Origin of the sequence: Paenibacillus montanisoli (assembly GCF_003268025.1) — a bacterium.
Taxonomy (GTDB): Bacteria; Bacillota; Bacilli; order Paenibacillales; family Paenibacillaceae; genus Paenibacillus_Z; species Paenibacillus_Z montanisoli.
Genome location: NZ_QLUW01000002.1, coordinates 1,184,717 through 1,208,637, shown reverse-complemented (window position 1 = coordinate 1,208,637; position 23,921 = coordinate 1,184,717). Strand labels below are relative to the sequence as shown.

Here is a 23,921-nt window from a genome sequence, read left to right as displayed (position 1 = left end):
GCGCAGTGATATTTATTGTTCTTACGTGCGGAAGCGGAAAAGGATTCAAAAAAAAATCGGAAACATAACCTGTCCATCTCAGACATACCGTTCATAGACGGGTGCTTTCATAAGGAGGGCGTATGCTGTGGACAGTTTGATCATTTTTATCCAAATCTTGTTTATCAATGTGCTCTTAAGCGGGGACAATGCCGTTGTCATTGCCCTTGCAAGCCAGCAGCTGCCATATAAACAGCGGCGCAAAGCAGTTATTTGGGGCGCGGCTGCAGCGGTGCTCTTGCGGTGCGTGCTGACTCTTGTCGCGCTAACGCTGCTGCAGGTGCCATATCTGCAAGCGTGCGGCAGCATCCTGTTGTTCATGATCGCCGTGAAGCTGGTGACTGACGCATCGGCTCACGCCGAGGAATACCACAATATGCGCAAGGTGACCTCTCTTCCCAGCGCGATCCGAACCATCGTCATCGCCGATTTCATCATGAGCTTGGATAATGTGCTTGCAATCGCCGCTGTCGCGGAAGGAGAGCCGGTACTTATTTTACTCGGGATCGCCTTGAGCATACCTATGATTATTTGGGGAAGTCAGCTTTTAAGTACCATGATCCGTAAATTCCCGTCATTTGTATATATCGGCGGAGGATTGCTGGGATACGCCGCCGGTGAAATGCTCATGCATGATCCGGCCATTCACCGATTGCTGACGAACGATTTGGCCGTTCTAGCGAAGGCGATACCCGTGCTGTCCATCCCAATTGTCATTATTGTGGCATTGCTGCGAATAAAAAGATAAGGTAAACTATATTTTTGTGTAAAACCTAGCGGTTACACTGGTTTTTTGCCTTCTGTTCCAGTACACTAGTAAATGTTAAAAAAGTGCCACTGGAGAAAGGAACATCGGCATGTCGAAAAACCAATACACCATCGGTCTGCTTTTTCTGATCGCGGGTGCTGTTATTTTGCTCGGAAAGCTTGGTATATTTGCGTTTATCGGTACGAATTTTTGGCCGCTATTCGTTTTGATTCCCGGCATTTTGCTGCATGTGCTGTTTTTTGGGCGGCTGCTTCCGCCGGTTGCGCTCATTCCGGGAGCGATTCTGACAATTTACGCCTTTATTTTCTTCTTTTGCATCGCGTTCGGTTGGAGCAGCATGCACTATTTATGGCCATTATTTATTTTGGGGGTTGCCATCGGCTTATACGAGTTTCATTTGTTCGATACGTACCATCCGAAATTACCGCGAACGCTTGCGATTATTCTTTCGCTTGTCGCCGCGGCGTTCTTCGTCATCATGCTGATTTGGGGATGGGGCTTGTACCTGATCGCCGTCTGCTTGATCGGGGTCGGCGCATGGCTGGTTGCCGGACGCAAAGCACGCTGGTAAAGGTACAAGTGATTGACACGGTTGCCGCAGGCCTGCCTACAGCAAACTAATAAATAAAAAAAAGTGGAGTGAAATCTTACATGCAAGCCAGAGAAAACATCAGGAATATTGCAATTATTGCTCACGTTGACCATGGTAAAACAACGTTAGTCGACAAACTGCTTCAACAATCCGGCACGTTCCGCGAAAACGAAAACGTACAAGAGCGCGCGATGGATTCCAACGATTTGGAGCGCGAGCGCGGCATTACGATTTTGGCCAAGAACACGGCCGTGAATTACAAGGAATTTCTTATTAATATCGTCGATACGCCTGGGCACGCCGACTTCGGCGGCGAGGTAGAGCGGATCATGAAGATGGTTGACGGCGTTCTTCTCGTCGTTGACGCATTCGAAGGCTGCATGCCGCAAACGAAGTTCGTGCTTCGCAAAGCATTGGAAAGCAATCTGACGCCGATCGTCGTTCTCAATAAAATCGACCGTCCGAACGCAAGCCCTGAGCAGGTTGTCGATGAGGTACTCGACCTGTTCATCGAGCTTGGCGCCAACGACGAGCAGTTGGATTTCCCTGTCGTATACGCTTCGGCTTTGATGGGCACGGCAAGCCTAAACGTAGAGAAGCAAGACGAGAACATGCAGGCGCTGTACGAAACGATAATCGAGCATATTCCGGCTCCGACGGAGAGCGTAGAAGAGCCGCTGCAATTCCTCGTTACGCTTCTGGATTACAACGAATATCTGGGCCGTATCGCCGTAGGCCGCGTGAACCGCGGTATTATTCGCCAGGGCCAATCCGTTGCCGTCATTAACCGCGACGGCGTGACTAAGCAAGCCCGAATCGAGAAGCTGTTCGGCTTCCAAGGCTTGAAGCGGATCGAGATTGAAGAAGCGGGAGCGGGCGACATCGTAGCGATCGCGGGCATCCGTGAAATCAACATCGGCGAAACCATTGCGGATCCGGCTAATCCGGAAGCATTGCCTGTACTGAAAATTGACGAGCCTACGCTGCAAATGACGTTTCTCGTCAACAACAGCCCGTTCGCGGGCCGTGAAGGCAAATGGGTAACATCGCGTAAGCTTCGCGAGCGTCTATTCAAAGAGCTTGAGACGGATGTAGCGCTTCGCGTCGACGAAACGGACAGCCCGGATGCGTTCGTCGTTTCGGGACGCGGCGAGCTTCACCTTGGCATTCTGATCGAGAATATGCGCCGCGAGGGCTTCGAGCTGCAGGTTTCCAAGCCGGAAGTTATCGTGAAAGAGATTGACGGCGTAAAGATGGAGCCATACGAGCGTCTGTTGATCGACGTTCCGGAGGAAAGCACGGGCGCCGTCATGGAGAGCCTTGGTACACGCAAAGCGGAAATGGTTAATATGATCAATAACGGGACTGGTCAAGTGAGGATCGAATTCATTATTCCGGCACGCGGCTTGATCGGCTACCGCACCAATTTCTTGACGCTGACTCGCGGCTACGGCATTATGAACCATGCGTTTGACAGCTATGGTCCTCTTGCCGGCGCATCGGTGGGCGGTCGCCATCAAGGCGTGCTGATCTCCAGCGAGAATGGCGTATCGACCTTCTACGGCATGAATGGCGTTGAAGACCGCGGCGTATTGTTCCTTGAGCCAGGTACTGACGTATATGAAGGTATGATCGTCGGCGAACACAATCGCGACAGCGACATTATCGTCAACATTTGCAAAGAAAAGGCGCTCACAAACATTCGTTCCGCAGGTAAAGATGATACGGTTCGACTGAAAACGCCGATCATTTTCTCGCTTGAGCAGGCGCTTGAATATCTTAACGACGATGAATATTGCGAAGTGACGCCGAAGTCGATCCGTCTCCGCAAAAAGATTCTGAATAAGAGCGAGCGCGAACGCGCCGAGAAGCAGCGCAAGACAGCAGCAGCGGGCGTATAATCGTTTTGAATGGCAGTCGATGACAGGCAGGGCATAACGGTTTCTTCCTCGAAGGAAGAGGACGTTTGCGCCCTGCCGTTTCTCGTCCTGACCTCATGGAAGACATCACAAGCAAATCGGGAGGTAGATGCAGCTTGCAGAACTGGTTTCACGCTCATCCTTTTTTGACCTATCTCATCATTCTGGCGCTTACGATTTATATTTTTAATGCGGTATTTCGGGTTAAGCGTTTGCCAATCCTGAAAGAAGTACTCGTTCATCTCGTGATGGCGGCCGGTTCGTTCGTGCTGTTTATTCTGCAGTTTGACAAGCTGCCGATCATTCAATGCATGTCCGTAGCCGTGTTCATGATGGTGCTGCTTCGCGGCAGACAGCTGTATGACAAGTTCAAAGGGAAGCGCAGCAGCTCGGATACGGGAGGGGCTTAATTTGCGGCTTGAGGATGCCCTGTTTAACTGGCTTCAAATTCAAATCGTTGCGGAGGCTAGGCCGGACGATCGCGCTGCGGTTGATACCCGTGATTTTTTCATGGAGATTCTGACGGAGGATCACGGGGTATCCAATCTGCACATACATACGGTAGATGACACGATGATTCATTTGAGGTATGACAAGGATGGCAAAAGCAGGCTGCAGATGTTCCCCCGCGAAGCCGGCGAGCAGCTGCTGCAGGACATTAACGAAAATCCGAAATATAATTAACGAAGGTGGACGCCATGACAAGGAAACCAGAGCCCGCCCCGCGCAAGAAACGTTATTGGCTGCGCAGACTGATGGTTGTGTTTCTCGTGATCCTGATCGGGATTGCCGGATACTTGGCGTATTTGGTCAAAGTATCCAAGGATGCGCTGCTTGATATTACGACGGACGCGGATCCTTCCGTAACGGTATCGGCCAATCAATCGGTCAAGGTGAAGCCGGTGGCGATCATGCTGCTCGGCGTCGACACCCGCAAGGAAACGGGGAGCTTGAATACGGACGTGATGATGGTGGCGGCATTCAATCCCTCGACTAAATCGGCGGTTGTCGTATCCATTCCGCGCGACTCCAAGATCGAGCTGGACGGGTATAAGCCCCGTAAAGCCAACTCTTACTACTCCCGATTCGTTGCTTTGGCCCATGACGACGGTCTTAAGGGAAAGGAAGCGGAGATTCAGGCGAAGCAGGATTTGCGCAAAATGTTCAGTGCTTATTTCGGCATTCCGATTGACTATACGACGACGATCAATTTTCAGGGCTTTGTCGACGTTGTAGATGCGCTGGGCGGCGTCGAGGTCGATGTAGACATGGATATGCGCTATGTCGACAATGCCGACGGAACGGACATTGATTTGAAGAAGGGGCATCAGAACCTGAGCGGCGACGATGCGCTCGACTTTGTCCGTTACCGCAAGTCCAATGACGGCACGAACATGTCGAGCGACTTCGACCGAAACCGTCGCGAGAGCCAGGTGCTTGGCGAAATCGCCGATAAGCTTAAATCGTTTTCAAGCGTAACGAAAATCGCAGGCGTCATCAAAGCGGTCGGCAGCAATATGAGGATGGACATTCCGCCGTCCGAGGTCGAGAATATGATGAAGACGTACTTCGGTATCAGCAAGACCGATATTACGTTCATTCCGCTTGAAGGCGAATGGCACTCGCCGTATGTTCAGCTGAACGATGCGAAGCTGGAAGAAGCGAAAGCGGCGCTGGCGGCGAAACTGGCGGAATGAAGGTGGTAGAGTGGCCATGGCTATGCTATAATGGAACCATCGAAGCATCCACGCTAAAGGCAAGGAGGAATGCGGATGGCTGAATCCGTAACCGTACTTACTGACGAGCTGCTAAGTGGCTTGGAGAAAGAGCCGTTTGTTCTGCTTCATACGATTGACGCAGACAATGGATTTCCTACTTCCAGCGCCATTTCGTGGATTTGTGCGGTCAACCGCGCCACATTGCGCCTAGTGATTGACGGACGCTCCCGCCTGCGGGTGAATATGACTTCGAATCCAGCTGTAAGCGTTACTGTGTTTGCGCCGGGTACTGTTCAAACGATCTACGGCACGGCACGTCTCGTAACCGATGCGCTGGAAGATGTACCATTCAAGCTAAGCTGCTATGACATCGAGATCGCCTCAATTCGCGATGCGATGTTTTACGGCGCGCGCTTGTCCGCAAGACCCGAATATGAGAAAACGTATGACAAAAGAGCTGCAGACAAGCTGGATGGACAGGTGTTTGCAGCCATGAAAAAAGCCTAGTGAACCTTCACTAGGCTTTTTGTGTTCTGCTTCCGACGGCCACGGGTCCGGCTGGTTCATCCGGAAGCTACAGCCGTTGATTGAGTTTTTGCTTGTCTGTTTTTGCGTGATCCGGCTGCTCCGGCTGGACATCCCGCGGAATTTGCGGCACGATCCGTCCGATAATGTCCGCCATTTCTTCGGCGAATCCGGCAATCGGCCGGCCGCGCCTCCAGTCGGCTTGCACTTCTTTCAGGCGGGACGCAAGATCCATATCGGCCGTCACGATCGCGTCGATGCCGTACGGATCTTTTCGGAAAGCTTCGGCAACCGCGTATTTGATTGTGCCGACACGGGAGCGTTCCAGATTTCCAGCTACATCGATGCCAACGATCGCCGTATTTTTAAAAACAACGCAGTGTGCGTTTTTTACGCCTGGAACGTCACGCGCTAATTTTTCCAAGCGGTCCGCGACTTGCGTAGGATTGCTGATTTGCTTTTTCTGCGGAGCGCTCTGTTGTACGCGAACGCGTTTATCATTCTGTGGAGAGGGTGATGTCTCATTGCGGGCGACGGTGTTACACCCTGTTGCCAGCAAGCAAAGGATCATAGCGGGCACCAGCCATTTTCCCATATTCGCCACCTGACCTTTCTAGAGTTTGCAAAGTCTGTTCAAGCATAGTTTGCCTACAAGCAGGCTGCGCTATGTACACCTTTGAACGAAATTCCAACGCCAGGAGGGCTCACGATGAAAAAGATATTCGTGCTAGACACTAACGTACTGTTACATGATCCGCAAGCGATCTTCGCTTTTGATGACAACGAGGTCATAATTCCCGCGGTGGTGTTGGAAGAGATTGACTCGAAGAAAAGACTTGCTGACGAGCTTGGCCGCAATGCACGGCATGTATCCAGATTGCTGGATCAGATGCGGCTGACGGGGCGTTTGCACGAAGGAATCGAGCTTGACAACGGTGGCATTTTGAAGGTGGAATTGAATCATCGCAGCTTCATGCGGGTGCAGGAAATGTTCGGTGAAATGTCCAACGACAATCGGATTTTAGCGGTTGCGGTTAATTACCATATTGAGCAGCAGGATAAAGAAGAGTCGAATCCAGTCATTATCGTCAGCAAAGATGTGCTCGTCCGCATTAAAGCGGATGTGCTGGGTCTGGAAGCCCAAGACTATAAGTCCGATCAGGTCGTTGCGCCGTCGGACGTGTACGCAGGCTATTTAACTTTGAAGGTGCATCCTTCGGTCATCGACGAATTTTATTCGTACCGGTTTCTTACGATCAAGAATCTGCAGATGAATACGCGGCTGCACCCGAATGAATTTGTCATCCTCCGGGATGAAATGGGAACCTCCAAGTCGGCGCTCCTGAAGGTAAGTCAAGATGGCGCTAGGCTGGAGCCGCTTTATTTAAGCAATGATCCGGTGTGGGGCATTACCGCACGGAACGCGCAGCAGCGCATGGCGCTGGAGCTTCTGCTCAGCGACGACATTCCGCTTGTGACGCTGACAGGCAAAGCAGGCACGGGCAAGACGCTGCTTGCGCTGGCTGCAGGCCTCATGAAGGTCGAGGATGAGCACAAATACAAGAAGCTGCTGATCGCAAGGCCGGTTGTGCCAATGGGGAAGGACATCGGGTATTTGCCAGGTGAGAAGGATGAGAAGCTGCGTCCGTGGATGCAGCCGATTTATGATAATTTGGAGTATTTGTTCGATACGAAAAAGTCGGGGGACATCGATAAAATCTTGATGGGGCTCGGCAGCATTCAAGTGGAGGCGCTCACCTATATCCGGGGACGTTCGATTCCGGGGCAGTTCATCATCATTGACGAAGCGCAAAACTTGACCAGGCATGAGGTGAAAACGATCGTTTCGCGCGTCGGCGAAGGCAGCAAAATCGTGCTGATGGGCGATCCGGAGCAGATCGACCATCCGTATCTCGATTCCATCAGCAACGGCTTGACGCATATCGTGGAACGGTTCAAGCAGGAGAGCGTCAGCGGCCATATGACGCTGGAGAAGGGCGAGCGTTCGAAGCTCGCCCAGCTGGCGGCAGATTTGCTTTAATCGGCTGCGGCCAGCACCACGCTGGAGCTGCAGCGGTAAGCCCGGGCGATGCCCGCGATAAGCGCGGTCTGATGACGGTCGACGGCGATAAGCCGCTGGCCGTCATTTTGCGTCTGCCAGGCGAGCGCGTGTTCATCCGCTTGTTCCGCAGCCAGAGCGAGCTCGGCATCCGGAGCAGTGCCTGGGCTCAGGCTGACGACGGAAGCGAGCGCCAAATCGAGAAACCGGTTCTCCGAACGGGTGATCAGGCCGTAATCGGTGAACGTACGCATCTGGATGGACCATGTATCATCAAGCTGAACCCATTGGCCATACTCGCATGTAACGTTATATTTCGCGACGAACGCCTCAATCGCTTCGGCCTCCGCAAGGCTGTGAACGAAGAGAAGCGTCTTATCTCGATCCAGCAGGGTGACAGTATCGGCGATGCCTTTCACGATTTGCGCATAGTAGCCCGGCAGCTTATCCTCCGGCAAGTGCAGCTGAACGCTGTAGATTGGTTGCATAGTGCGATTCACCTCCGAGTCAGGTTCCTTTTCCCTGCCAATTAGTATGACGGATTCCGTGGCTGGACGCAACGCGAATGAGGGCATCGGCGAAATGACGGGGCGACAAAAAAGCGCTTTCTTGCTAAAATAAAGATTAGCTAAAAAAGCAGAGAGAGTTTGCTGCGCAAACTCCCTATTATCAGTGAGAGTTTGCTCCGCAAACTCCCTATTACAGGAGGGACAAGGTGTTACGAAGAAAAGAAGCCATGCTGCTGCTGAGCGTATTTACGATTTGCGCCGCGCTGCTTGTTCCTATATTCGGCAAGCCTGATTCTACCTTAATGCCCTCCGATGACGGCAATCCATCCAAGAGCAGTCCTGAAGTCGTCGACGGCGATGACCAGGATCGAAAGACCTTATCGATCGCTGTTTCCATGAGCGAGACGGAATATCAATATTGGCAGCTGGAAAACGAGCACTTTCACCTCATCCACCCCGAAATTAACATCGTAATGACCAATATCCATGACGAGGACGCGGACACAGCCAGGAAGAAGGCATCCCAAGCCGGCGAGCCGTTCGACTTGATGCTGCTCGACAACGACCGGGTGCGTGAGTTTGCCGTGCAAGGTTTCCTCCTCCCCGTAGATGAAATCATTTCGGGAGATACCGCTGCCGATCAATTGGAAGCGCTAACAAGTTATGTCAAGTGGAATGGCTCGCTCTGGGGCGTGCCGCTGGATTGCGATCCGCTGCTGGTCGTCTGGCAGAAGAACTTGCTGAAGGCGTCCGGATTGATCGCACCGCCGAAAGACCTGAATGCGCTCAAGGCTGCTATCGAGACGCTGCAGACGGCTAATCCGCAGTTGACGCCTTTTAATATCAATACAGCCGATCCGAAGGAAATGGCGGCCTGGATCGGCATGTTTAAAGAGAACAGTGATCCGGCAGCTAACCTTTCCCCGCTCACGGTGACGCAGAAGGAGCAGCTCTTGTTCGCCGCGGAGCATGCAGCCGGTCTCTACAGGCTGGCGCCTGTCCAAGAAAGAAATCAGCTGCTTGGCGCCTTCGGGGCCGAGAAGCTGATGTCCGCCATCATCCCATGGTCAATGTACCAGTCGCTTACGGATGATGAACGAAACCTGCTGTCCGTCGGCGGGGCAGATGGTCCGGTCGTAAGCTCGAACGGAAGAAGCTTCGTTGTGTCCGCTGAGACGGAACGGCTGGAGGAAGCGAAAGCGTACATAACGGAGATGGACTCCTCCAACGCTCAGCTGAATCGCTACAGAACCTTGAAGCGGGTGCCTGCGCGCATTTCCGCTATGACCAATGAATTCGAATATTACGATATTAAGGAGCGGCCGCCTCATTTTCTTGTCAACATGCTGAGCTTGGCATCCGTTACGCCGGATCCGGCATGGCGGGAAAGGTGGGAGCGATGGTCGAAGCTGCTGACGGTGCTCGGGGGCACGAAGACGACGCTGCAGCCGGATTTGACGAGCCAATTTATCGCGAAGTGGAACGAGGAGCCGGTGCAGCAGTCGCAAAAAAAAGACGGCGCCGAAGCGCCGCCGCTCGTACCGTCAAAGGCTGATTGAAAGCTTGATCAGCAGCTTTCCATCCTCGACGGCGACTGATTTGGTTTTTAGGAAGGAAACGATTTTGGACGGGTAGAAGCCGAGGTCAAACTCCTTCTCGAGCTCAGCCCGCGTTGTGTCCGGCAGCTCCAGCCCGTTAAACATGAGTGAATCGACATGAAACAAAATCGAACCGGTTTCCTCCAATGTATAATGGCCGGTTAGCCGCACCTCCAGGTTGTCGCGTTTACCGGTTACGATGACGGTGTCCTTCTCGAATGCGAAGGCGAAGGTGTTGAACAGTTCGTTTTGTTCCCGCAGGAAGGCGTTCAGCTTATCTTCCGGAATCGTCAACGAGTAGTTGAAGCCGTTGATTTCGAGCATGTCGTCCTTGTTCTCCTGCACCCAAGCCGGCATATGCTTCATTGCTTTGGATAGGGCGCTGAAATAGCGCTTTACCTCGGTCAAGCCGACATTTTCCCAGAAATCCGTAAATTCGGAGATGAGCAGCCTAAGATTGTCCGCATCGGACCGACCGTTAAGCGCGGAATCGACATCCTTCTGCAGCGCGACCACGCGGGCTCGCTGCGTATTCAGCCGTTCCTCGAGTTCGTCCAGCTGCTTCGATTGGTCATCTAGCTTGGCTATGCTGCTCTTAAGCTCTTTATATTGCTTCTTATACGTGTTCAAGGTAAGCTTGTCATTAGCAAAAATAAGGTCGAAATAATCGAGCAGCGTCAGCAGCTCCGACAGATTATCGACGGACAGCAGCGCCGTAAGCCAAATATCTCTTTCTCCGGTATAATAGGCACGGAGTACTTTGCCTGCGTCCTCGCGTTTTTTCTCGATAGCCTGCTCCTGCTCCTTCAGCTTGTCCTGCGAGACTTGCAGCTGCTCGGCAACGGTCTGCTTCTGCTGCTGTACTCTTACGATTTCCTTGTCGATCTCAACGACGGAGAGGCTTTTCTCCAGCATCCGTCTGACCTCTTCGTCCTCCGGGGTTGCAGGATCGGCGAATGCGGGGAAAATGGTCAGCCAGACAGCGAGCGCGCAAACGGCGAACGCCGCAATCCGCCGGCGTGTCGTTCCTTTCACGAAGGGCTCCCCTTTCTTAAGCAATGCTTCGCGATGCTTTGCATGCACTACTATATGCGATTGCCAATTCTATTATATCTGCAAGCGGTAATTTTGTCCTTGTTTGGAGGGGATCAACTATGGCTAAAACGGGCCGTTTGCCCGCGTACATAAAGGAACGCATCGACATCAGCGGTTTGAAGGGAAGGCTTTCGCCGTCGCATGAAGAAGCGGGGGAAGCAAGCTGCATTTCGTTTCATGACTATATGGCTATTTGCTTATACGACGAAAATGATGGCTATTATCGATCAGGCAATGTGCGTGTCGGCAAATCAGGCGATTTCTATACCAGTTCTTCCATCGGCACAATCATGGGCGAGAAGCTTGCGGCTTACGCAGCTTCCTTGATTGAGGCGAACGGTGCGGCTTCGAGCTTGATTTTCATGGAATGGGGAGCGGGAACGGGCTTGCTTTCGCAGCAGATCATCGCTGCTTGGACGAAGGCGGGACATGCTTGGTTGAACCGGGCAAAATACTGCGTCGTAGACAGCAACCCCGTCCATTTGAAGGAGGCGCAAGGAAGGCTGCGTCAAGGGACATCAGGCATTCCGGGCCTGCTTAAGCTGAATTTCATGCCTCCTGAGGAAGCCCACGGCGTATTGAGTGACTTGAAGCAAGGCGAAAACGAGCCGTCGTCTATGGTGATCATTATCGCCAATGAGCTGCTTGACGCATTTCCCGTTCACCGCGTTGCTAAGCATAACGGACAGCTTTGGGAGCTTGGCGTAGCTGCAGCTGCGTCGGATTGCGAACCGGAATGGTTCCGTTATGTCTACACTTCACTTACCGATTCTCGCATAGCCGAGGCGCTGGCACTGGATGGTATCGAATTGCTCGAGGGCCAGATCACGGAAGTCAATTTGGCTGCGGAGGCTTGGATTGCGCAGCTTGGCGGGCTGATCTCATGCGGTGCGCTCTTGATCGTGGATTATGGCCATGAAGCGCGGGAATTAACGGCTCCGCACCGGATGCAAGGGACGATGCTATGCTACAAGGACCATATGGCGGCCGACCGGCCTTTCATGGCGCCAGGCGAGCAGGACATCACGGCACATGTCAATTTCACCGCATGCAGGCGCTCAGCCGGGAAGTCCGGTTGGCAGGAGCTTTATTACGATACGCAGAAGCAATTTCTGATCGATCAGGGTTTGCTGCAGGATTTGACGCCGCATGACGGCTCCAATCCGTTCGGCGAGGCGGCAAGGCGCAACCGTTCGATTCGCCAGCTGCTGCTAAGCGACGGCATGAGCGAGTCGTTTAAGGTCATGGTACTCGGGAAAGGCTGACCGAATACGAAAAAAAGGCTGTTCCTCGGAGCTTGTACCAGCTCCGGGAACAGCCTTTTTCGGCTTTTCGCGAAATGTCAGAAATCCGATTATTTAGAATGGGTTCCCCATTACAAATACGGTCCAATACGTGAAGCTGACGAACGAGATCAACATGTATCCCCAGAACATCAGCATATAGGTTCTTTCGGAAAAGTTCAAATAGCCCAATAGGACAAACACGACGGTTTGAATAAAGAACAAGAGCGCCATCTCGTTCATATGTCCTGCAAACGCCATCAGTGCAATTACAAGCGTCCAGAAACCGAGCACTCGGAACATGCGTGCCATGATTTCATCCCCCTTCTCGTCTGTCTCGACCCAATACTATTGCCCATTATAACGTTTCAGGTAACAAGTGTAAACTGTTCAACTCGTGACGAATTGGCAAACTTTTTAGCTCCGTTTCATGGGTTGTTTCAAGTTTGCTTCAATTTACGAAAAAACATGTATGAGCCTCCAAAAAAATGGATATACAAATTAGTATCCGATAGATTCTATGAACTCTACCAAGGGCATAGAGATAAGTAAGCGCCTAATGTTAGGAGGTTTTGGTTGCATGACAGCAGTCAGACAAGATGCTTGGAGCCCGGATGACGATCTCATCCTCGCCGAGGTCACCCTGCGGCATATCCGTGAAGGAAGCACGCAGCTGGCAGCGTTTGAAGAAGTAGGTGAGCGAATCGGCCGGACATCGGCCGCATGCGGATTCCGTTGGAACAGTTGTGTCCGCAAACGCTATGAAGATGCGATACAAATTGCGAAGCAGCAGCGCCAGAAGCGGAACTATATGAAAAAACAAACGTACGTTGCAACGCCTCACGTTTCATCCATCAGTCTGCTCGATAATGACGAGCGGACGTACAAAAACGACCCGTTGACGGAAGAATCGCTATCTATTGATACCGTTATCCGATTTCTGCGCCAATGGAAAGGGACTTACCAAGAGCTTAACCGTCAAATCAAGACGCTCGAGCGCGATCTGCGCGAGAAGGATGAAGAGCTGTTCTCGCTTCGCGAGATGAATGAACGGCTGCAGTACGAAGTGAACAACGCGCAAACGGATTACCGCGCCGTTAACGACGACTACAAGACGCTCATTCAAATTATGGATCGTGCGCGCCGCTTGACGGTGCTGAACGAAGAAGACGAAGCGAAACCGCGATTCAAGATGGACGCCAACGGCAACTTGGAACGAATTGAATAACCTGCTTGTCCGCAGCTGCTTGCGACAGCTTGTGCACAGCAGCTCCCTGAAAATCTCACCGAACCTGTATTGGGTTACGGCGGGATTTTTTAGTTTGCATCTGTTACGATGAGTCTTATTCATGCAATGCAAGAAAAGGGGCTGACCAGTGAGAATTATCATCGTTGGAGCGGGTGCTATAGGACTTTTGTATGGGGCGAGGCTCGCGATCGCCGGAACAGATATCGTAATGCTTGCCAGGAAGGAGGAGCAGGCGGAACAGCTGCGCAAGGAGGGCATCAAGCTGACCGGGCATGGCGGCGGCCAGACAGCAGTAAAGGTCTCGGCTTCGACAATCGACGGCTATTTGCCGGCCGGGGACGAACGGCCCGATTGGATTTGGCTTGCGGTGAAGCAAGCTCATCTGGATGAGACGCTTGCGGGGCATATCGGTCGGCTGGGCGCTGACGGAAGCCCGGTACTCGCTTTGCAGAACGGTATCGGCCATATGGATGCGCTGCGCAAGGTGCTGCAGGAGACGCAGCTTCACGCGGCCGTCACGACGGAAGGCGCCTTGCGCGGTGACGGGCAAACTGTCCGTCACACGGGGCGCGGGACGCTCACGTTCGGATGCTGGCCGAGAAGCGTAGAAAATGCGAGTAAATCGCAAAATTTGTTGTTAACAACGCTAATTGCGGCAGGAATTGAAGCTTCGTTGTCGAATGAAATGGAAGATGTCGTTTACCACAAATTGCTCGTGAACGCCGTCATCAACCCGCTCACCGCGATTTCCGGCGTCAGGAATGGGGAACTGCCTGCCGATCCGAACCGATTGCGTTGGATGAGAGCGCTTCATGAAGAAAGCAATCGGATTCTTATAGCTGCCGGCATGGCAGGAAACCAGGACGCCTGGGAGCGGCTTCTTCGCATTTGCGAAGCGACAGCAGGCAATGAATCGTCGATGCTCCGGGATGTCAAGGCGGGGCGCAAGACCGAAATCGACTGGATAAACGGCGGAATCTTAAGGCTGGCCGAAAGGCTGCATCTGCCTGCTCCGATGAACGAAGCCGTATATACGCTAATAAAGACACTCCATACGAACTAATTTCCGTAAAGAGGAGCGAGCCGTGGATGCAGTGGATTTGGGAAAGCATTAAGCATGTTTATGCCTTTCTGGCCGTTCTTCCGATTATTCCGTTCCTCCTCGTTTACTTCGGTTACGGCGCCATAACCGGCGATCGGAAGAAAGCGTTCAGTACCGCCATGGATGTGACGACCGCGCTGCTCATCGGCTGCGTCGAGGTATTGTTCAACCGGATTTTCCACAGCTCCTTCGGCATGTATGGCATTCTACTGATTATGCTGCTTGGCGGCGGGCTGCTCGGCAATGTGCAATACCGGATGAAGGGCAGCATTAACGTGAAGCGCATTTTGCGCGCGATCTGGCGGCTCGGCTTCTTCCTTATGAGCATTTGCTATGTGATTCTGATGTTCATCGGCATCGGGAAAAGCTTTTTGACCGCGTGATGCCGCAGGTTTGCGCAATATAGGATCCGTAAGTCACTCTCCGCAGGCGGAGGGTGATTTTTTTGACGGTGCGCGCCCTGTTGTGTACAATGAATGAGAAAAAATCGCAATTATTCCTAGGTGTTACTAAAGAGGATGAAAGGTAGAGACTGTCCATGAAAATCGATACGGTTCAGCTTCCTTTCGGCCAGCCTGTCACCGAAGCTTACATACAACGAAGCCATCCCGGCGTAGAGGCGCTTTTCGGTCGCCACGCCGCCGAGCCGGCACATTGGACGAGCAGGCTGCGATGGCTGAAAGAGCATGCGCATAATAGGGCCGATGCCGGCCTTCTCGCCGATGCGATGCAGGCATACAATGACCGATTTGGCTGCGATGCGGCGGTTACGGCTAATATTGAAGCGATTCGCTCAGGCGCTCCGGTCATCGTGACTGGGCAGCAGGCGGGTCTTTGGACGGGTCCTTTGCTGGTCATCCATAAAGCGGTGACGGCCATCTCGGCTGCGCGGGAAGCATCCGCGCAGGCGGGTACGCAGGTCGTGCCGGTCTTCTGGATTGCCGGCGAGGACCATGATTGGGACGAAGCGAATCATGCGCTTGTCCGAAATGCTGCGACCGGATTGACCCGGCTTTCGATGCAGCGCCCGAAAGGAGCTCGCACGGCGGTTAGCCGGACGGCATTGTCGCAAGAAACGCTTGCGGATGCGGTTCAGCAGCTCGCGGCCACGCTCCCGGATGCGGCGTTCAAGCCCGAGCTGATCGAGATGCTCGGACGCTTTGCGGAGCGTTCCGAGACGTTGTCGGATCTGTTCGCGCATATGATCGGCTGGCTGTTCGGCAAAGCCGGACTCGTTCTGATGGATGCCGACGATGCGAACATCAGACAGCTGGAAGCGCCGATGTTCGGCCGGATGCTGGCGCAGAGCGACGAGCTGGAAGCGGCTTATGCCCGCAGCGCCGCCTCGCTTCAGGCGCATGGATTTGCTCCGCAGGCGGAGGTCGCGCCTGGCAGCGCCAATCTGTTTCTGTTCGACGAGGGAGAACGGGTCCTGCTGCATAAGGAGGGAGGCCTGTTCCGGAACCGGAAAGGAACGAAGTCGTGGACGACCGAACAGCTAAGCGGCTGGGCTGAGACGGAACCGCAGCGGTTCAGCAACAATGTGCTGACGAGGCCGATTATGCAGGACTATGTGCTGCCCGTGCTTGCCGCCGTTCTCGGTCCCGGCGAAATCGCCTATTGGGCGCTGACCGGGGAGGCGTTTCGCGTCCTGGGCATGGATATGCCCGTGATCGTGCCGCGAATGTCGTTTACGCTTGTCGAGGATAAAGTCGCGAAGCACATGCACAAGTACGGTTTGTCCTATGATGAGGTCGTCTTCCGATTCTCGGACCGGCGAGCGGCATGGCTCAAAGAGCGGGACGAAGCCGGCATTGAAGCAGGCTTTGCCGCGGCCGTAGCAGGCGTAGAGGCGCTTTATGAGCCTCTGCGGGCGTTAACCGCGGCCGTGGAGAACGGGCTAGGCGATTTGACCGAGAATAACTTGAGGCGGATCAAGGAACAGGTGCAGTATCTGGAGAAACGGACGCAGGAGGCGCACGCTAGAAAATACGGATCAGCGCTGCGCCAGCTGGACTGGATCGCGCTCTCGCTTTGGCCGGAGGGCAAGCCGCAGGAGCGCGTGCTGAACGCGACGGACTTCTATAACCGGTACGGCAGAGGCTGGATCGACAAGCTGCTTGAGGTGCCTTGCGACAAGCTGGGCGGCCATTATTTGATTACCATTTGATAACGAACGAGAAAGGGTGCTGAAAACCATCATGACCGTGAATCCCAAAGAAAAAAGTATCGTACGCGACATGTCGCTTGCGCCGGAAGGCCATTTGAAAATCGATTGGGTGGCAGCGCATATGCCCGTTCTGAACCGGATCCGCGAGCAATTCGAGAAAGAGCAGCCGTTCAAAGGGTTGAAGGTTGCCATCTCGCTTCACCTTGAAGCTAAAACCGCTTATTTGGCGAAAGTCGTTCAAGCCGGCGGCGCGGATGTGACCATTACGGGCAGCAACCCTCTTTCCACGCAAGACGATGTATGCGCGGCGCTGGTCGAGGACGGCATTACCGTATTTGCGAAATACAACCCGGAGCCGGAGGAATATAAGGCGCTGCTGGTAAAGGCACTGGAAACGAAGCCGGATCTGATTATCGACGACGGCGGCGATTTCGTATCGATTCTGCATGCGGAGCGTCCTGATCTAATGGCGCAAATCCGCGGCGGAGCGGAGGAAACGACGACGGGCATCCTTCGCCTGAAGGCGATGGAGAAGGACGGCTCTCTGAAGTTCCCGATGGTTGCCGTTAACGACGCTTTCTGCAAGTACCTCTTCGATAACCGTTACGGCACAGGACAGTCCGTATTCGACGGCATCAACCGGACGACCAACCTGGTTGTCGCGGGTAAAACGGTCGTCGTTGCAGGCTACGGCTGGTGCGGTAAGGGCGTTGCGATGCGCGCGAAAGGGCTTGGCGCGCAAGTCATCGTCACGGAAACGGATGCAATCCGCGCCGTTGAAGCTTACATGGACGGTTTTACCGTATTGCCGATGATTGAAGCGGCGAAGCATGGCGACTTCTTCGTTACCGTAACAGGCAACAAGGATGTTATTCGCGGCGAGCATTACGAAGTGATGAAGAACGGGGCGATCCTGTCGAACGCCGGCCACTTCGACGTCGAAGTGAACAAGCCGGAGCTCGAGGCGCTTTCCAAGGGCAAGCGCGTCGTACGCCGCAACATCGAAGAATACCAGCTGAAGGACGGCCGCAGCATTTACTTGTTGGCGGAGGGCCGGCTGGTTAACCTCGCGGCAGGCGACGGACATCCGGCGGAAATTATGGATATGACCTTCGCGCTGCAAGCGATGTCGCTGAAATACGTGAACGACAACTATAATGCGATCGGCAAGAAGGTCGTCAACGTTCCTTATGCGCTGGACGAGCAGGTGGCCCGCTATAAGCTGGAGGCGATCGGAACGGGCATCGATACGCTGTCGGACGAGCAGAAGGCATACCTTGACAGCTGGCAGGAGCATTAATCCGGCAAGGTAGACCAAACGAATAAGGCGCATGAACAACTTTTCCGCTAAGAGAAGGTTCATGCGCTTTTTTTTATGCATGTTCATGCAACTTCCTGAAGCGTTTACACGTTTGATAGGTACAACGCATAAAATTACCAAAATCGCGGGGGGTTGTAGCATGGGCAAGCTTCGTAAAGGCGAGCAAGTAAACAGAAGAAGCTACAAATGGGTCATGCTAGTCGTTATTGCCGTCACGTTCTGGATGATGACGGGATGTTCCGCAAGCAACAGCGACAAAAATTCGGGCAACGGGTTTGCAGGCAGTGCGGGTGACAATAGCATGGCGGCAAGCACCGAAGCGGCGCCGCCGATGGCGGACGGGGATATGGCCACTGCGAACTCGGCTTCTAACTCCAGCGCCGGTTCCGAAGAGAAGGCGGAGATGGAGCAGCCTGCCGATAACGCGGCTACAACCGAAGGCGGCTCTTCAGTCGGCACGATACCGGATGGCGAAGAAAGCATTGACCGTAAAATCATTTACCGGGCGAACGTGAATATGGAGGTCGAGGATTACGGTAAGGCGCAGACGTCGCTTCGCAATCTGATTCATATCTCGGGCGGCTACCTGCTTCAATTCGCCGACAAGAAAACGACGAATGAGCTTGGCGGCACCTATACGATCAAAGTGCCCGCAGCCGGCTTCGATACGTTTATCGGAGAGCTGGAGAAGATTAAGCACAAGCAATTTGAGAGCAGCGCTCAAGGCACGGACGTCACCGAGGAGTATGTGGACATGGAAGCGCGCCTCAAAGCACGACAGGTCGTTGAAGCCCGTCTCATTTCTTTCATGGAGAAAGCGACGAAGACGACGGATCTGCTGCAAATATCGAATCAGCTGGGCGAGGTGCAAACCGAGATTGAGCGAATCAAAGGCCGCATCCGGTATTTAGACAAAAATGTGGCGTTCTCCACGATCGAGCTTCGCATGTATCAGGTGCTCGAGCCGGTCACGATCCAAGAGGAAGAAGAACAAGGGTTTTTGAAAAAGGTTACGAATGCGATGTCGGGCAGTACGAAGGTCGTATTCGAATTCATACAGGGCGTATTTATATTCATCGCCGGCGCGTTGCCAGTACTGGCTTTGGCCGCGCTTGTAGGTATTCCTTCTTATATCCTATATCGCAACAACCGCCGCAAACCAAGACCGGGTCCTATTTCAGGTACAAAGGCGCTTCCTGCAAGCGAACGTACGGAACAAGAGGAAGAGGAGCCTAAACCGTAAACGACCTACGCAATAATAGAGCGAAGAGCTGCATCACATGTTCCCTTGAACATGAGATGTCAGCTCTTTTTTCTTTGCGTGCGCGCAGCTTAATGAGGCACGCTGCAATGCTGCGGATATGGCGGTTTTCCTGGCGATGGAGCATCTTTCTTCGTCTGACGCTTCCAGAAATCGCGGGTCGCTGAACAAGGCCGTCAGCGCTTCCTTGCTCGCTGCCGCGGCTTCCTTCTCGCTGCGGAGTAAGTAGTGGGAGACTTGGTAACAAAGTAGCTCAACCGTACGCAGCAGACTGATTTTATGGGACAAAACAGGTTGGCTGGTCACAGGCAGGCCCCCTAACGAATGATTCATCTTGCATTTCATTTCTAGTGTACACGATCCAAAGTACCAAAAAGTTTCAAAACTGTAACAAGATTAATCACCTAAAATATTTTAATAAATCCTGCTAAAGGAGGAGGATTTCGAGAGGCGGTGGCGAATAGTTCATGCTAAGTGGTGGAAAGTGGGGCTAAGTGGAGGATTTGGGGGAAGAGGTGGAGCGGTCCAATGTTTATGGGTGAGTATCAGCATAGCATTGACGAGAAAGGCCGCATTATCATTCCGGCCAAGTTCCGCGACCAGCTTGGCGACCACTTTGTTGTCACCCGTGGACTTGATAACTGTTTGTTCGTTTACCCTCAAAGCGAGTGGAGCTTGCTTGAACAGAAGCTCAAATCGCTGCCCATGATGAAGTCGGACGCGCGTGCGTTCTCCCGTTTCTTCTTCTCGGGAGCGACGGAATGCGAGCTCGATAAACAGGGAAGGGTAAACTTACCGAATACGCTGTGCGAATACGCCAAGCTGGATAAGGATTGCATCGTGCTTGGGGTTTCGAACCGCGTGGAAATTTGGAGCAAACCGATCTGGGAGAGCTATTTCAAGCAATCCGAAGAGACCTTCAACGATATCGCAGAGAAGCTTGTTGATTTTGACTTTAATTTTTAACCCGCTAGATTACATGCTGGCGTCAAGAGCGGGCGTTTGCAAGCAAGGAGGCTTACAACATGTTTCAACATATTACAGTGCTCAAGGAAGAGGCAGTAGACGGGCTTGCGATCAAGCCAAGCGGCATCTATGTGGATTGCACATTAGGCGGTGCCGGCCACAGCGAGCTCATCGCATCGCGGCTTGGACCGGAGGGCCGGCTTATTGCGCTGGATCAGGATGACTGGGCGCTGGATAACGCGCGGGTGCGTCTGGCGGCCTATATGGACCGGGTTACGCTGGTGAAAAGCAATTTTCGTTATTTGGCTCATGTGCTCAGAGATTTAGGCATTGACGGCGTTGACGGTGTGCTATTCGACCTAGGCGTGTCCAGTCCGCAGCTGGACGAAGGCGAACGCGGGTTCAGCTATAACCACGATGCGCCGCTGGACATGCGGATGGATCAAGACGGCATGCTGACGGCAGATGATATCGTCAACGAATGGGACGAGCGTGAAATTTCCCGCATTATCACGAACTATGGCGAAGAGCGATTCGCCAGATCGATTGCACGCAAAATCGTCGCGGCAAGAGAGCAGAAAAGGATCGACACGACGGGCGAACTGGTGGAAATCATTAAGTCCGGCATCCCTGCCGCTGCAAGGCGGACGGGTCCGCATCCCGCGAAGCGCACGTTTCAAGCGCTGCGGATCGCGGTTAACGATGAACTGGGCGCGGAAGAAGCAGGTCTTGAACAGACGATAGACGTATTGAATGCCGGAGGCAGAGCATCAGTCATTACGTTTCATTCCCTGGAAGACCGTATTTGTAAGCAGTTGTTTGCGAAATTTGTTGAAAAATGCACCTGTCCGACAGATTTTCCGATGTGTGTTTGCGGCGGCAATGGCAAGTTGAAGCTCGTGAACAGAAAGCCTATTCTGCCTAGCGCCGAGGAGCTGGAACATAACCCGAGGTCGCGTTCCGCCAAGCTGCGGATCGCCGAAAAATTGTAATCGACGTATAGACAACATAGATCGATAGAAGCCAATAACAAGGAAAGGGGAGTGGGTACCGATATGGCATATGTGAATGGCAATCTTGCGATGCAGCCCAAACGAAAACAGGAGCCCCGTCCTCAGTTTCGCGAGACGAAAAAAGTCGTTGTAAAACGCAAGTCGCTTCCGATGCAAGAGAAGCTGCTTTACATGTTTACGATCCTCGCGTGCGTAATCGTGGCAGGCGTTATTATTTTCCGTTATGCGCAAATCTACCAGATGGAGCTTGAAGTCAAGAAATTGTCGAATCAGCATGTGGAGCTGACCGAGCAAATCGCCTATTTGACATCTGAATACGAGAAGGCAAAGGATCCGGCATACATTCGGGAACAAGCGAAGAAGCAAGGCTTGGAGCTGGATGAGAATCCGATCAAGGTCAGCTTGGCTGAACCGAAAGCATCTGAAGCAAGCGGCAAGGAATAGGTGGCAGCACATGACGAAACGAATCAAATTACGCACGCTGTTGGTCGGAGGGCTTATCACCCTCCTTTTTTCTTTATTGGCGGGCCGAATCTATTGGGTTCAGGTGGTCAAAGCGGATTTCTGGGCGGAGAAAGCCAGAGAAGTCTGGTCGAGGTCGGAGAAGCTCATCCCGGTGCGGGGAACGATTACCGACCGCAACGGCAATGTGCTGGCCATGGATGTCGCGGCCTATACGGTCGCCGTCAATCCGAAGCTCATACATGACCTGGAGCTGGAGGATGCGATCGTCAGCAAGCTGAGTTCGATCCTAGGCAAATCGCAATTATCGCTGCGGGAAATCGTCGAGGCCAAGCAGAAGAACGGCGAATATTATCAGCAGCGCGAGGTGCGCAAGGAAGGCTGGAAGATCGACAAATCGGTGGCGGACCAGGTTATCAAGCTCCAGGATCAGCTTAAGGAAGAGACCGGTCAGAAGGACATCGGCATTTACCTGATCGACCAGCAGAAGCGCTTCTATCCGAAGGGCAGTTTGGCCTCGCATATTCTTGGCTATGAGGATAAAGAGGGCAAGGCCGTTATGGGTCTCGAATCGTCGCTAGATAAGCAGCTGCGCGGCACCGAAGGCGAAATCAAATATGAACGTGACGGCAACGGCGTCATTCTCGAGAACGGGACGGTCAACTTCAAGCCCTCCGTCGACGGCAAAAATATTAAACTGACCATCGATACCGAGATTCAGCACTATATTGAAGAGGCCATTCAGGAGACGTACGACACATACAAACCGAAGAGCATCACGGCCATCGCGGCGGATCCGCAAACGATGGAAATTCTCGGCATGGCCAATTTGCCGAACTTCAACCCGAACACGTACTGGACGGCGCCGCAAGAGAAATTTTACGATCATGCCATTAAGTCGAGGTACGAGCCGGGTTCGACGTTTAAGATTGTGACGCTGTCGGGCGCCGTGCAGGAAGGCTATTTTAATCCGGATGAAAAATACAAGTCCGGCGTCATCAAAGTTCCCGGAGGGTCCATTCACGATATCGTGCGGCAAGGCTGGGGAGAGATTACGTTTCTTGAAGGGTTGAAGCGTTCAAGTAACGTTGCATTTGTAAAGCTGGGCTACGAACGGCTGAAGGCCGATAAGCTGATGGACTACATCAATAAATTCGGCTTCGGCAAGCCTACCGGAATCGAGCTTCCGGGCGAAATAAACGGTCAAGTCAATATCAACCCCAATTATGCGACCGAGGTTGCGACTGCGTCCTTCGGCCAGGGGACGGTGCTGGTAACGCCGATCCAGCAGGTGGCCGCCGTTGCGGCCGTCGCGAACGGAGGAAAGCTGCTCGTGCCGCATCTCGTGAAGGAGATCCAGGATCCGGTTTCGAAGAAGGTCCAAGTCATTAAGCCTGAACTTGTCCGTCAAGTGATATCGCCGAAAACGGCTGGCTTGGTCGACGAATATCTTGAACAGGTCGTCTCCGACAAAGAGATCGGTACCGGCCGAAGAGCGTACATCGAGGGCTACCGCGTAGCCGGCAAGACCGGTACGGCACAGAAGGTTGTAAACGGCAAATATGCGGAAGACAAATACGTCATTTCATTCATCGGCTTTGCGCCGGTCGGCAATCCGAAGATCGTGCTCTATCTGGTCATGGACGAGCCGAATGACCGGGAAGCTTCCGGCGGTACAGTAATGGCGCCGCTCTTTAAGAAAATCGTTCAGCAGAGCTTGCGGCACATGGGAGTCGACCCCGTCACGGCCGTGAAGACGACGGAGAACGGTATGCCGAAGCATGAACAAACGGTCGAGATACCGAATGTCGCGAAGCAGGACCTGACCAAAGCGAAAGCGGTACTGAAATCGAGCGAGCTGACCTACGAAATCGTCGGCAGCGGCAAGACGGTGCTGCAGCAAATTCCGAAGGCGGGTGCAGTGGTCGGTCCAGACCAGCACGTATATTTGCTCACGGAGGATAGGAGCAAACTGGCGGTTCCGAATATGAAAGGACTGTCGCTGCGCGACGCGCTGGAGATGTGCTCGCTCCTGCAGCTGCGCGTAGAGACGACCGGGGAAGGTTTCGTCTCCTCGCAAACGTTGGCGAAGCAGGGCGGCAATAAGGTGCTGAAGCTCGTCCTTTCCCCGCCTGGCGTACAGGCCGCCGAACAGGCTCAAGCAGACGAGAAGGAAGCAAAAGACCAAGCAAGCGACTGACAATATCAAACGAGTAATGCCGGGGGTTAGGCTTGTTCTAACCCCCTTTTCCTTTGAATAGGCTTGGATTA

25 protein-coding genes are annotated in these 23,921 nt (G+C 53.2%); 20 read left to right on the top strand and 5 right to left on the bottom strand.

All coding sequences use genetic code 11. The features are described from left to right. The first annotated feature begins 127 nt into the window (after positions 1-127). The 7 genes from DL346_RS15125 to DL346_RS15095 all read left to right on the top strand — a co-directional run bounded on the left by DL346_RS15125 (position 128) and on the right by DL346_RS15095 (position 5,544). Entirely contained in the window at positions 128-787 is a 660-nt protein-coding gene (locus DL346_RS15125; protein ID WP_112882898.1) for a YjbE family putative metal transport protein, read from the top strand. Positions 788-896: 109 nt separating this feature from the next. Next, positions 897-1,379: a hypothetical protein gene (locus DL346_RS15120; protein WP_112882897.1), complete on the top strand. Its 483-nt coding sequence runs from the start codon at positions 897-899 to the stop codon at positions 1,377-1,379. Between the two features lie 80 nt (positions 1,380-1,459). Beyond that, on the top strand, positions 1,460-3,301 hold the full coding sequence (gene typA / locus DL346_RS15115; protein ID WP_112882896.1) for a translational GTPase TypA: 1,842 nt from the start codon (positions 1,460-1,462) through the stop codon (positions 3,299-3,301). Positions 3,302-3,435: 134 nt separating this feature from the next. Next, positions 3,436-3,729 carry a YlaH-like family protein gene (locus DL346_RS15110; protein ID WP_112882895.1) on the top strand — a complete coding sequence of 98 codons (294 nt, stop codon included), beginning with the start codon at positions 3,436-3,438 and terminating at the stop codon, positions 3,727-3,729. Between the two features lies 1 nt (position 3,730). Further along, positions 3,731-4,003, top strand: coding sequence for a hypothetical protein (locus tag DL346_RS15105; protein ID WP_112882894.1), 273 nt, complete (start codon positions 3,731-3,733; stop codon positions 4,001-4,003). A 14-nt stretch (positions 4,004-4,017) separates the two neighbouring features. Beyond that, positions 4,018-5,016 carry an LCP family protein gene (locus DL346_RS15100; RefSeq protein ID WP_240633176.1) on the top strand — a complete coding sequence of 333 codons (999 nt, stop codon included), beginning with the start codon at positions 4,018-4,020 and terminating at the stop codon, positions 5,014-5,016. 75 nt (positions 5,017-5,091) lie between these two features. Next, positions 5,092-5,544, top strand: a complete 453-nt coding sequence (locus DL346_RS15095; protein WP_112882893.1) for a pyridoxamine 5'-phosphate oxidase family protein — start codon at positions 5,092-5,094, stop codon at positions 5,542-5,544. Positions 5,545-5,611: 67 nt separating this feature from the next. On the opposite strand, the gene DL346_RS15090 is transcribed toward DL346_RS15095, so the two are convergent. Continuing rightward, positions 5,612-6,157: a YhcN/YlaJ family sporulation lipoprotein gene (locus DL346_RS15090; protein WP_112882892.1), complete on the bottom strand. Its 546-nt coding sequence runs from the start codon at positions 6,155-6,157 to the stop codon at positions 5,612-5,614. Between the two features lie 114 nt (positions 6,158-6,271). On the opposite strand from DL346_RS15090, the gene DL346_RS15085 reads away from it, so the two are divergent. Next, the gene (locus tag DL346_RS15085; protein ID WP_112882891.1) at positions 6,272-7,603 is read left to right on the top strand and encodes a PhoH family protein; all 1,332 of its coding nucleotides are present in this window, start codon (positions 6,272-6,274) and stop codon (positions 7,601-7,603) included. Here DL346_RS15085 and DL346_RS15080 read toward each other — a convergent pair. Continuing rightward, positions 7,600-8,109 carry a hypothetical protein gene (locus tag DL346_RS15080; protein WP_112882890.1) on the bottom strand — a complete coding sequence of 170 codons (510 nt, stop codon included), beginning with the start codon at positions 8,107-8,109 and terminating at the stop codon, positions 7,600-7,602. The two genes, DL346_RS15085 and DL346_RS15080, sit on opposite strands and share 4 nt — an antisense overlap. 227 nt (positions 8,110-8,336) lie before the next feature. Here DL346_RS15080 and DL346_RS15075 point away from each other — a divergent pair, with 227 nt between their 5' ends. Next, positions 8,337-9,689 (top strand): ABC transporter substrate-binding protein, encoded by a 1,353-nt coding sequence (locus DL346_RS15075; RefSeq protein WP_112882889.1) that lies wholly within the window; start codon positions 8,337-8,339, stop codon positions 9,687-9,689. On the opposite strand, the gene DL346_RS15070 is transcribed toward DL346_RS15075, so the two are convergent. Further along, a complete protein-coding gene (locus tag DL346_RS15070; RefSeq protein WP_240633174.1) occupies positions 9,675-10,763 on the bottom strand; it encodes a coiled-coil domain-containing protein in 1,089 nt (362 codons plus the stop codon). The genes DL346_RS15075 and DL346_RS15070 overlap by 15 nt on opposite strands. 119 nt (positions 10,764-10,882) lie before the next feature. On the opposite strand from DL346_RS15070, the gene DL346_RS15065 reads away from it, so the two are divergent. Beyond that, on the top strand, positions 10,883-12,088 hold the full coding sequence (locus DL346_RS15065) for a class I SAM-dependent methyltransferase (protein WP_165822519.1): 1,206 nt from the start codon (positions 10,883-10,885) through the stop codon (positions 12,086-12,088). Between the two features lie 93 nt (positions 12,089-12,181). On the opposite strand, the gene DL346_RS15060 is transcribed toward DL346_RS15065, so the two are convergent. Further along, a complete protein-coding gene (locus DL346_RS15060) occupies positions 12,182-12,418 on the bottom strand; it encodes a DUF2626 domain-containing protein (RefSeq protein ID WP_112882887.1) in 237 nt (78 codons plus the stop codon). 268 nt (positions 12,419-12,686) lie between these two features. Here DL346_RS15060 and DL346_RS15055 point away from each other — a divergent pair, with 268 nt between their 5' ends. From DL346_RS15055 to DL346_RS15030, 6 genes are all read left to right on the top strand, one after another. Then, the gene (locus tag DL346_RS15055; RefSeq protein WP_112882886.1) at positions 12,687-13,334 is read left to right on the top strand and encodes an RsfA family transcriptional regulator; all 648 of its coding nucleotides are present in this window, start codon (positions 12,687-12,689) and stop codon (positions 13,332-13,334) included. 148 nt (positions 13,335-13,482) lie between these two features. Next, complete coding sequence (locus DL346_RS15050; protein WP_112882885.1) at positions 13,483-14,418, top strand: ketopantoate reductase family protein; 936 nt, start codon at positions 13,483-13,485, stop codon at positions 14,416-14,418. A gap of 26 nt (positions 14,419-14,444) precedes the next feature. After that, the gene (locus tag DL346_RS15045; RefSeq protein ID WP_112882884.1) at positions 14,445-14,840 is read left to right on the top strand and encodes a DUF3397 domain-containing protein; all 396 of its coding nucleotides are present in this window, start codon (positions 14,445-14,447) and stop codon (positions 14,838-14,840) included. 155 nt (positions 14,841-14,995) lie between these two features. Then, the gene (gene bshC / locus DL346_RS15040; RefSeq protein WP_112882883.1) at positions 14,996-16,627 is read left to right on the top strand and encodes a bacillithiol biosynthesis cysteine-adding enzyme BshC; all 1,632 of its coding nucleotides are present in this window, start codon (positions 14,996-14,998) and stop codon (positions 16,625-16,627) included. 31 nt (positions 16,628-16,658) lie between these two features. Continuing rightward, positions 16,659-17,927 carry an adenosylhomocysteinase gene (locus DL346_RS15035; protein ID WP_112883146.1) on the top strand — a complete coding sequence of 423 codons (1,269 nt, stop codon included), beginning with the start codon at positions 16,659-16,661 and terminating at the stop codon, positions 17,925-17,927. A gap of 160 nt (positions 17,928-18,087) precedes the next feature. Beyond that, positions 18,088-19,191 (top strand): DUF4349 domain-containing protein, encoded by a 1,104-nt coding sequence (locus DL346_RS15030; protein WP_165822518.1) that lies wholly within the window; start codon positions 18,088-18,090, stop codon positions 19,189-19,191. A 33-nt stretch (positions 19,192-19,224) separates the two neighbouring features. On the opposite strand, the gene DL346_RS15025 is transcribed toward DL346_RS15030, so the two are convergent. Beyond that, positions 19,225-19,515, bottom strand: coding sequence for a hypothetical protein (locus tag DL346_RS15025; RefSeq protein ID WP_112882881.1), 291 nt, complete (start codon positions 19,513-19,515; stop codon positions 19,225-19,227). Positions 19,516-19,737: 222 nt separating this feature from the next. On the opposite strand from DL346_RS15025, the gene mraZ reads away from it, so the two are divergent. The 4 genes from mraZ (at position 19,738) to DL346_RS15005 (ending at position 23,850) form a co-directional block, all read left to right on the top strand. Continuing rightward, positions 19,738-20,175: a division/cell wall cluster transcriptional repressor MraZ gene (mraZ, locus tag DL346_RS15020; RefSeq protein ID WP_112882880.1), complete on the top strand. Its 438-nt coding sequence runs from the start codon at positions 19,738-19,740 to the stop codon at positions 20,173-20,175. Positions 20,176-20,234: 59 nt separating this feature from the next. Next, a complete protein-coding gene (gene rsmH / locus DL346_RS15015; protein ID WP_112882879.1) occupies positions 20,235-21,167 on the top strand; it encodes a 16S rRNA (cytosine(1402)-N(4))-methyltransferase RsmH in 933 nt (310 codons plus the stop codon). A 63-nt stretch (positions 21,168-21,230) separates the two neighbouring features. After that, positions 21,231-21,632 (top strand): septum formation initiator family protein, encoded by a 402-nt coding sequence (locus DL346_RS15010; RefSeq protein WP_112882878.1) that lies wholly within the window; start codon positions 21,231-21,233, stop codon positions 21,630-21,632. A gap of 10 nt (positions 21,633-21,642) precedes the next feature. Beyond that, positions 21,643-23,850: a penicillin-binding transpeptidase domain-containing protein gene (locus tag DL346_RS15005; RefSeq protein ID WP_112882877.1), complete on the top strand. Its 2,208-nt coding sequence runs from the start codon at positions 21,643-21,645 to the stop codon at positions 23,848-23,850. The last annotated feature ends 71 nt before the right edge of the window (positions 23,851-23,921 follow it).

What these genes read in the sequence shown, in the direction of transcription:
- DL346_RS15055 (WP_112882886.1), top strand. Translation starts at nt 12,687, where the DNA reads ATGACAGCAGTCAGACAAGATGCTTGGAGCCCGGATGACGATCTCATC.
- DL346_RS15030 (WP_165822518.1), top strand. Translation starts at nt 18,088, where the DNA reads ATGGGCAAGCTTCGTAAAGGCGAGCAAGTAAACAGAAGAAGCTACAAA.
- DL346_RS15085 (WP_112882891.1), top strand. Translation starts at nt 6,272, where the DNA reads ATGAAAAAGATATTCGTGCTAGACACTAACGTACTGTTACATGATCCG.
- DL346_RS15095 (WP_112882893.1), top strand. Translation starts at nt 5,092, where the DNA reads ATGGCTGAATCCGTAACCGTACTTACTGACGAGCTGCTAAGTGGCTTG.
- DL346_RS15060 (WP_112882887.1), bottom strand. Translation starts at nt 12,418, where the DNA reads ATGGCACGCATGTTCCGAGTGCTCGGTTTCTGGACGCTTGTAATTGCA.
- DL346_RS15035 (WP_112883146.1), top strand. Translation starts at nt 16,659, where the DNA reads ATGACCGTGAATCCCAAAGAAAAAAGTATCGTACGCGACATGTCGCTT.
- DL346_RS15005 (WP_112882877.1), top strand. Translation starts at nt 21,643, where the DNA reads ATGACGAAACGAATCAAATTACGCACGCTGTTGGTCGGAGGGCTTATC.
- DL346_RS15010 (WP_112882878.1), top strand. Translation starts at nt 21,231, where the DNA reads ATGGCATATGTGAATGGCAATCTTGCGATGCAGCCCAAACGAAAACAG.
- DL346_RS15065 (WP_165822519.1), top strand. Translation starts at nt 10,883, where the DNA reads ATGGCTAAAACGGGCCGTTTGCCCGCGTACATAAAGGAACGCATCGAC.
- bshC (WP_112882883.1), top strand. Translation starts at nt 14,996, where the DNA reads ATGAAAATCGATACGGTTCAGCTTCCTTTCGGCCAGCCTGTCACCGAA.
- DL346_RS15120 (WP_112882897.1), top strand. Translation starts at nt 897, where the DNA reads ATGTCGAAAAACCAATACACCATCGGTCTGCTTTTTCTGATCGCGGGT.
- mraZ (WP_112882880.1), top strand. Translation starts at nt 19,738, where the DNA reads ATGTTTATGGGTGAGTATCAGCATAGCATTGACGAGAAAGGCCGCATT.
- DL346_RS15045 (WP_112882884.1), top strand. Translation starts at nt 14,445, where the DNA reads ATGCAGTGGATTTGGGAAAGCATTAAGCATGTTTATGCCTTTCTGGCC.
- DL346_RS15090 (WP_112882892.1), bottom strand. Translation starts at nt 6,157, where the DNA reads ATGGGAAAATGGCTGGTGCCCGCTATGATCCTTTGCTTGCTGGCAACA.
- typA (WP_112882896.1), top strand. Translation starts at nt 1,460, where the DNA reads ATGCAAGCCAGAGAAAACATCAGGAATATTGCAATTATTGCTCACGTT.
- rsmH (WP_112882879.1), top strand. Translation starts at nt 20,235, where the DNA reads ATGTTTCAACATATTACAGTGCTCAAGGAAGAGGCAGTAGACGGGCTT.
- DL346_RS15080 (WP_112882890.1), bottom strand. Translation starts at nt 8,109, where the DNA reads ATGCAACCAATCTACAGCGTTCAGCTGCACTTGCCGGAGGATAAGCTG.
- DL346_RS15100 (WP_240633176.1), top strand. Translation starts at nt 4,018, where the DNA reads ATGACAAGGAAACCAGAGCCCGCCCCGCGCAAGAAACGTTATTGGCTG.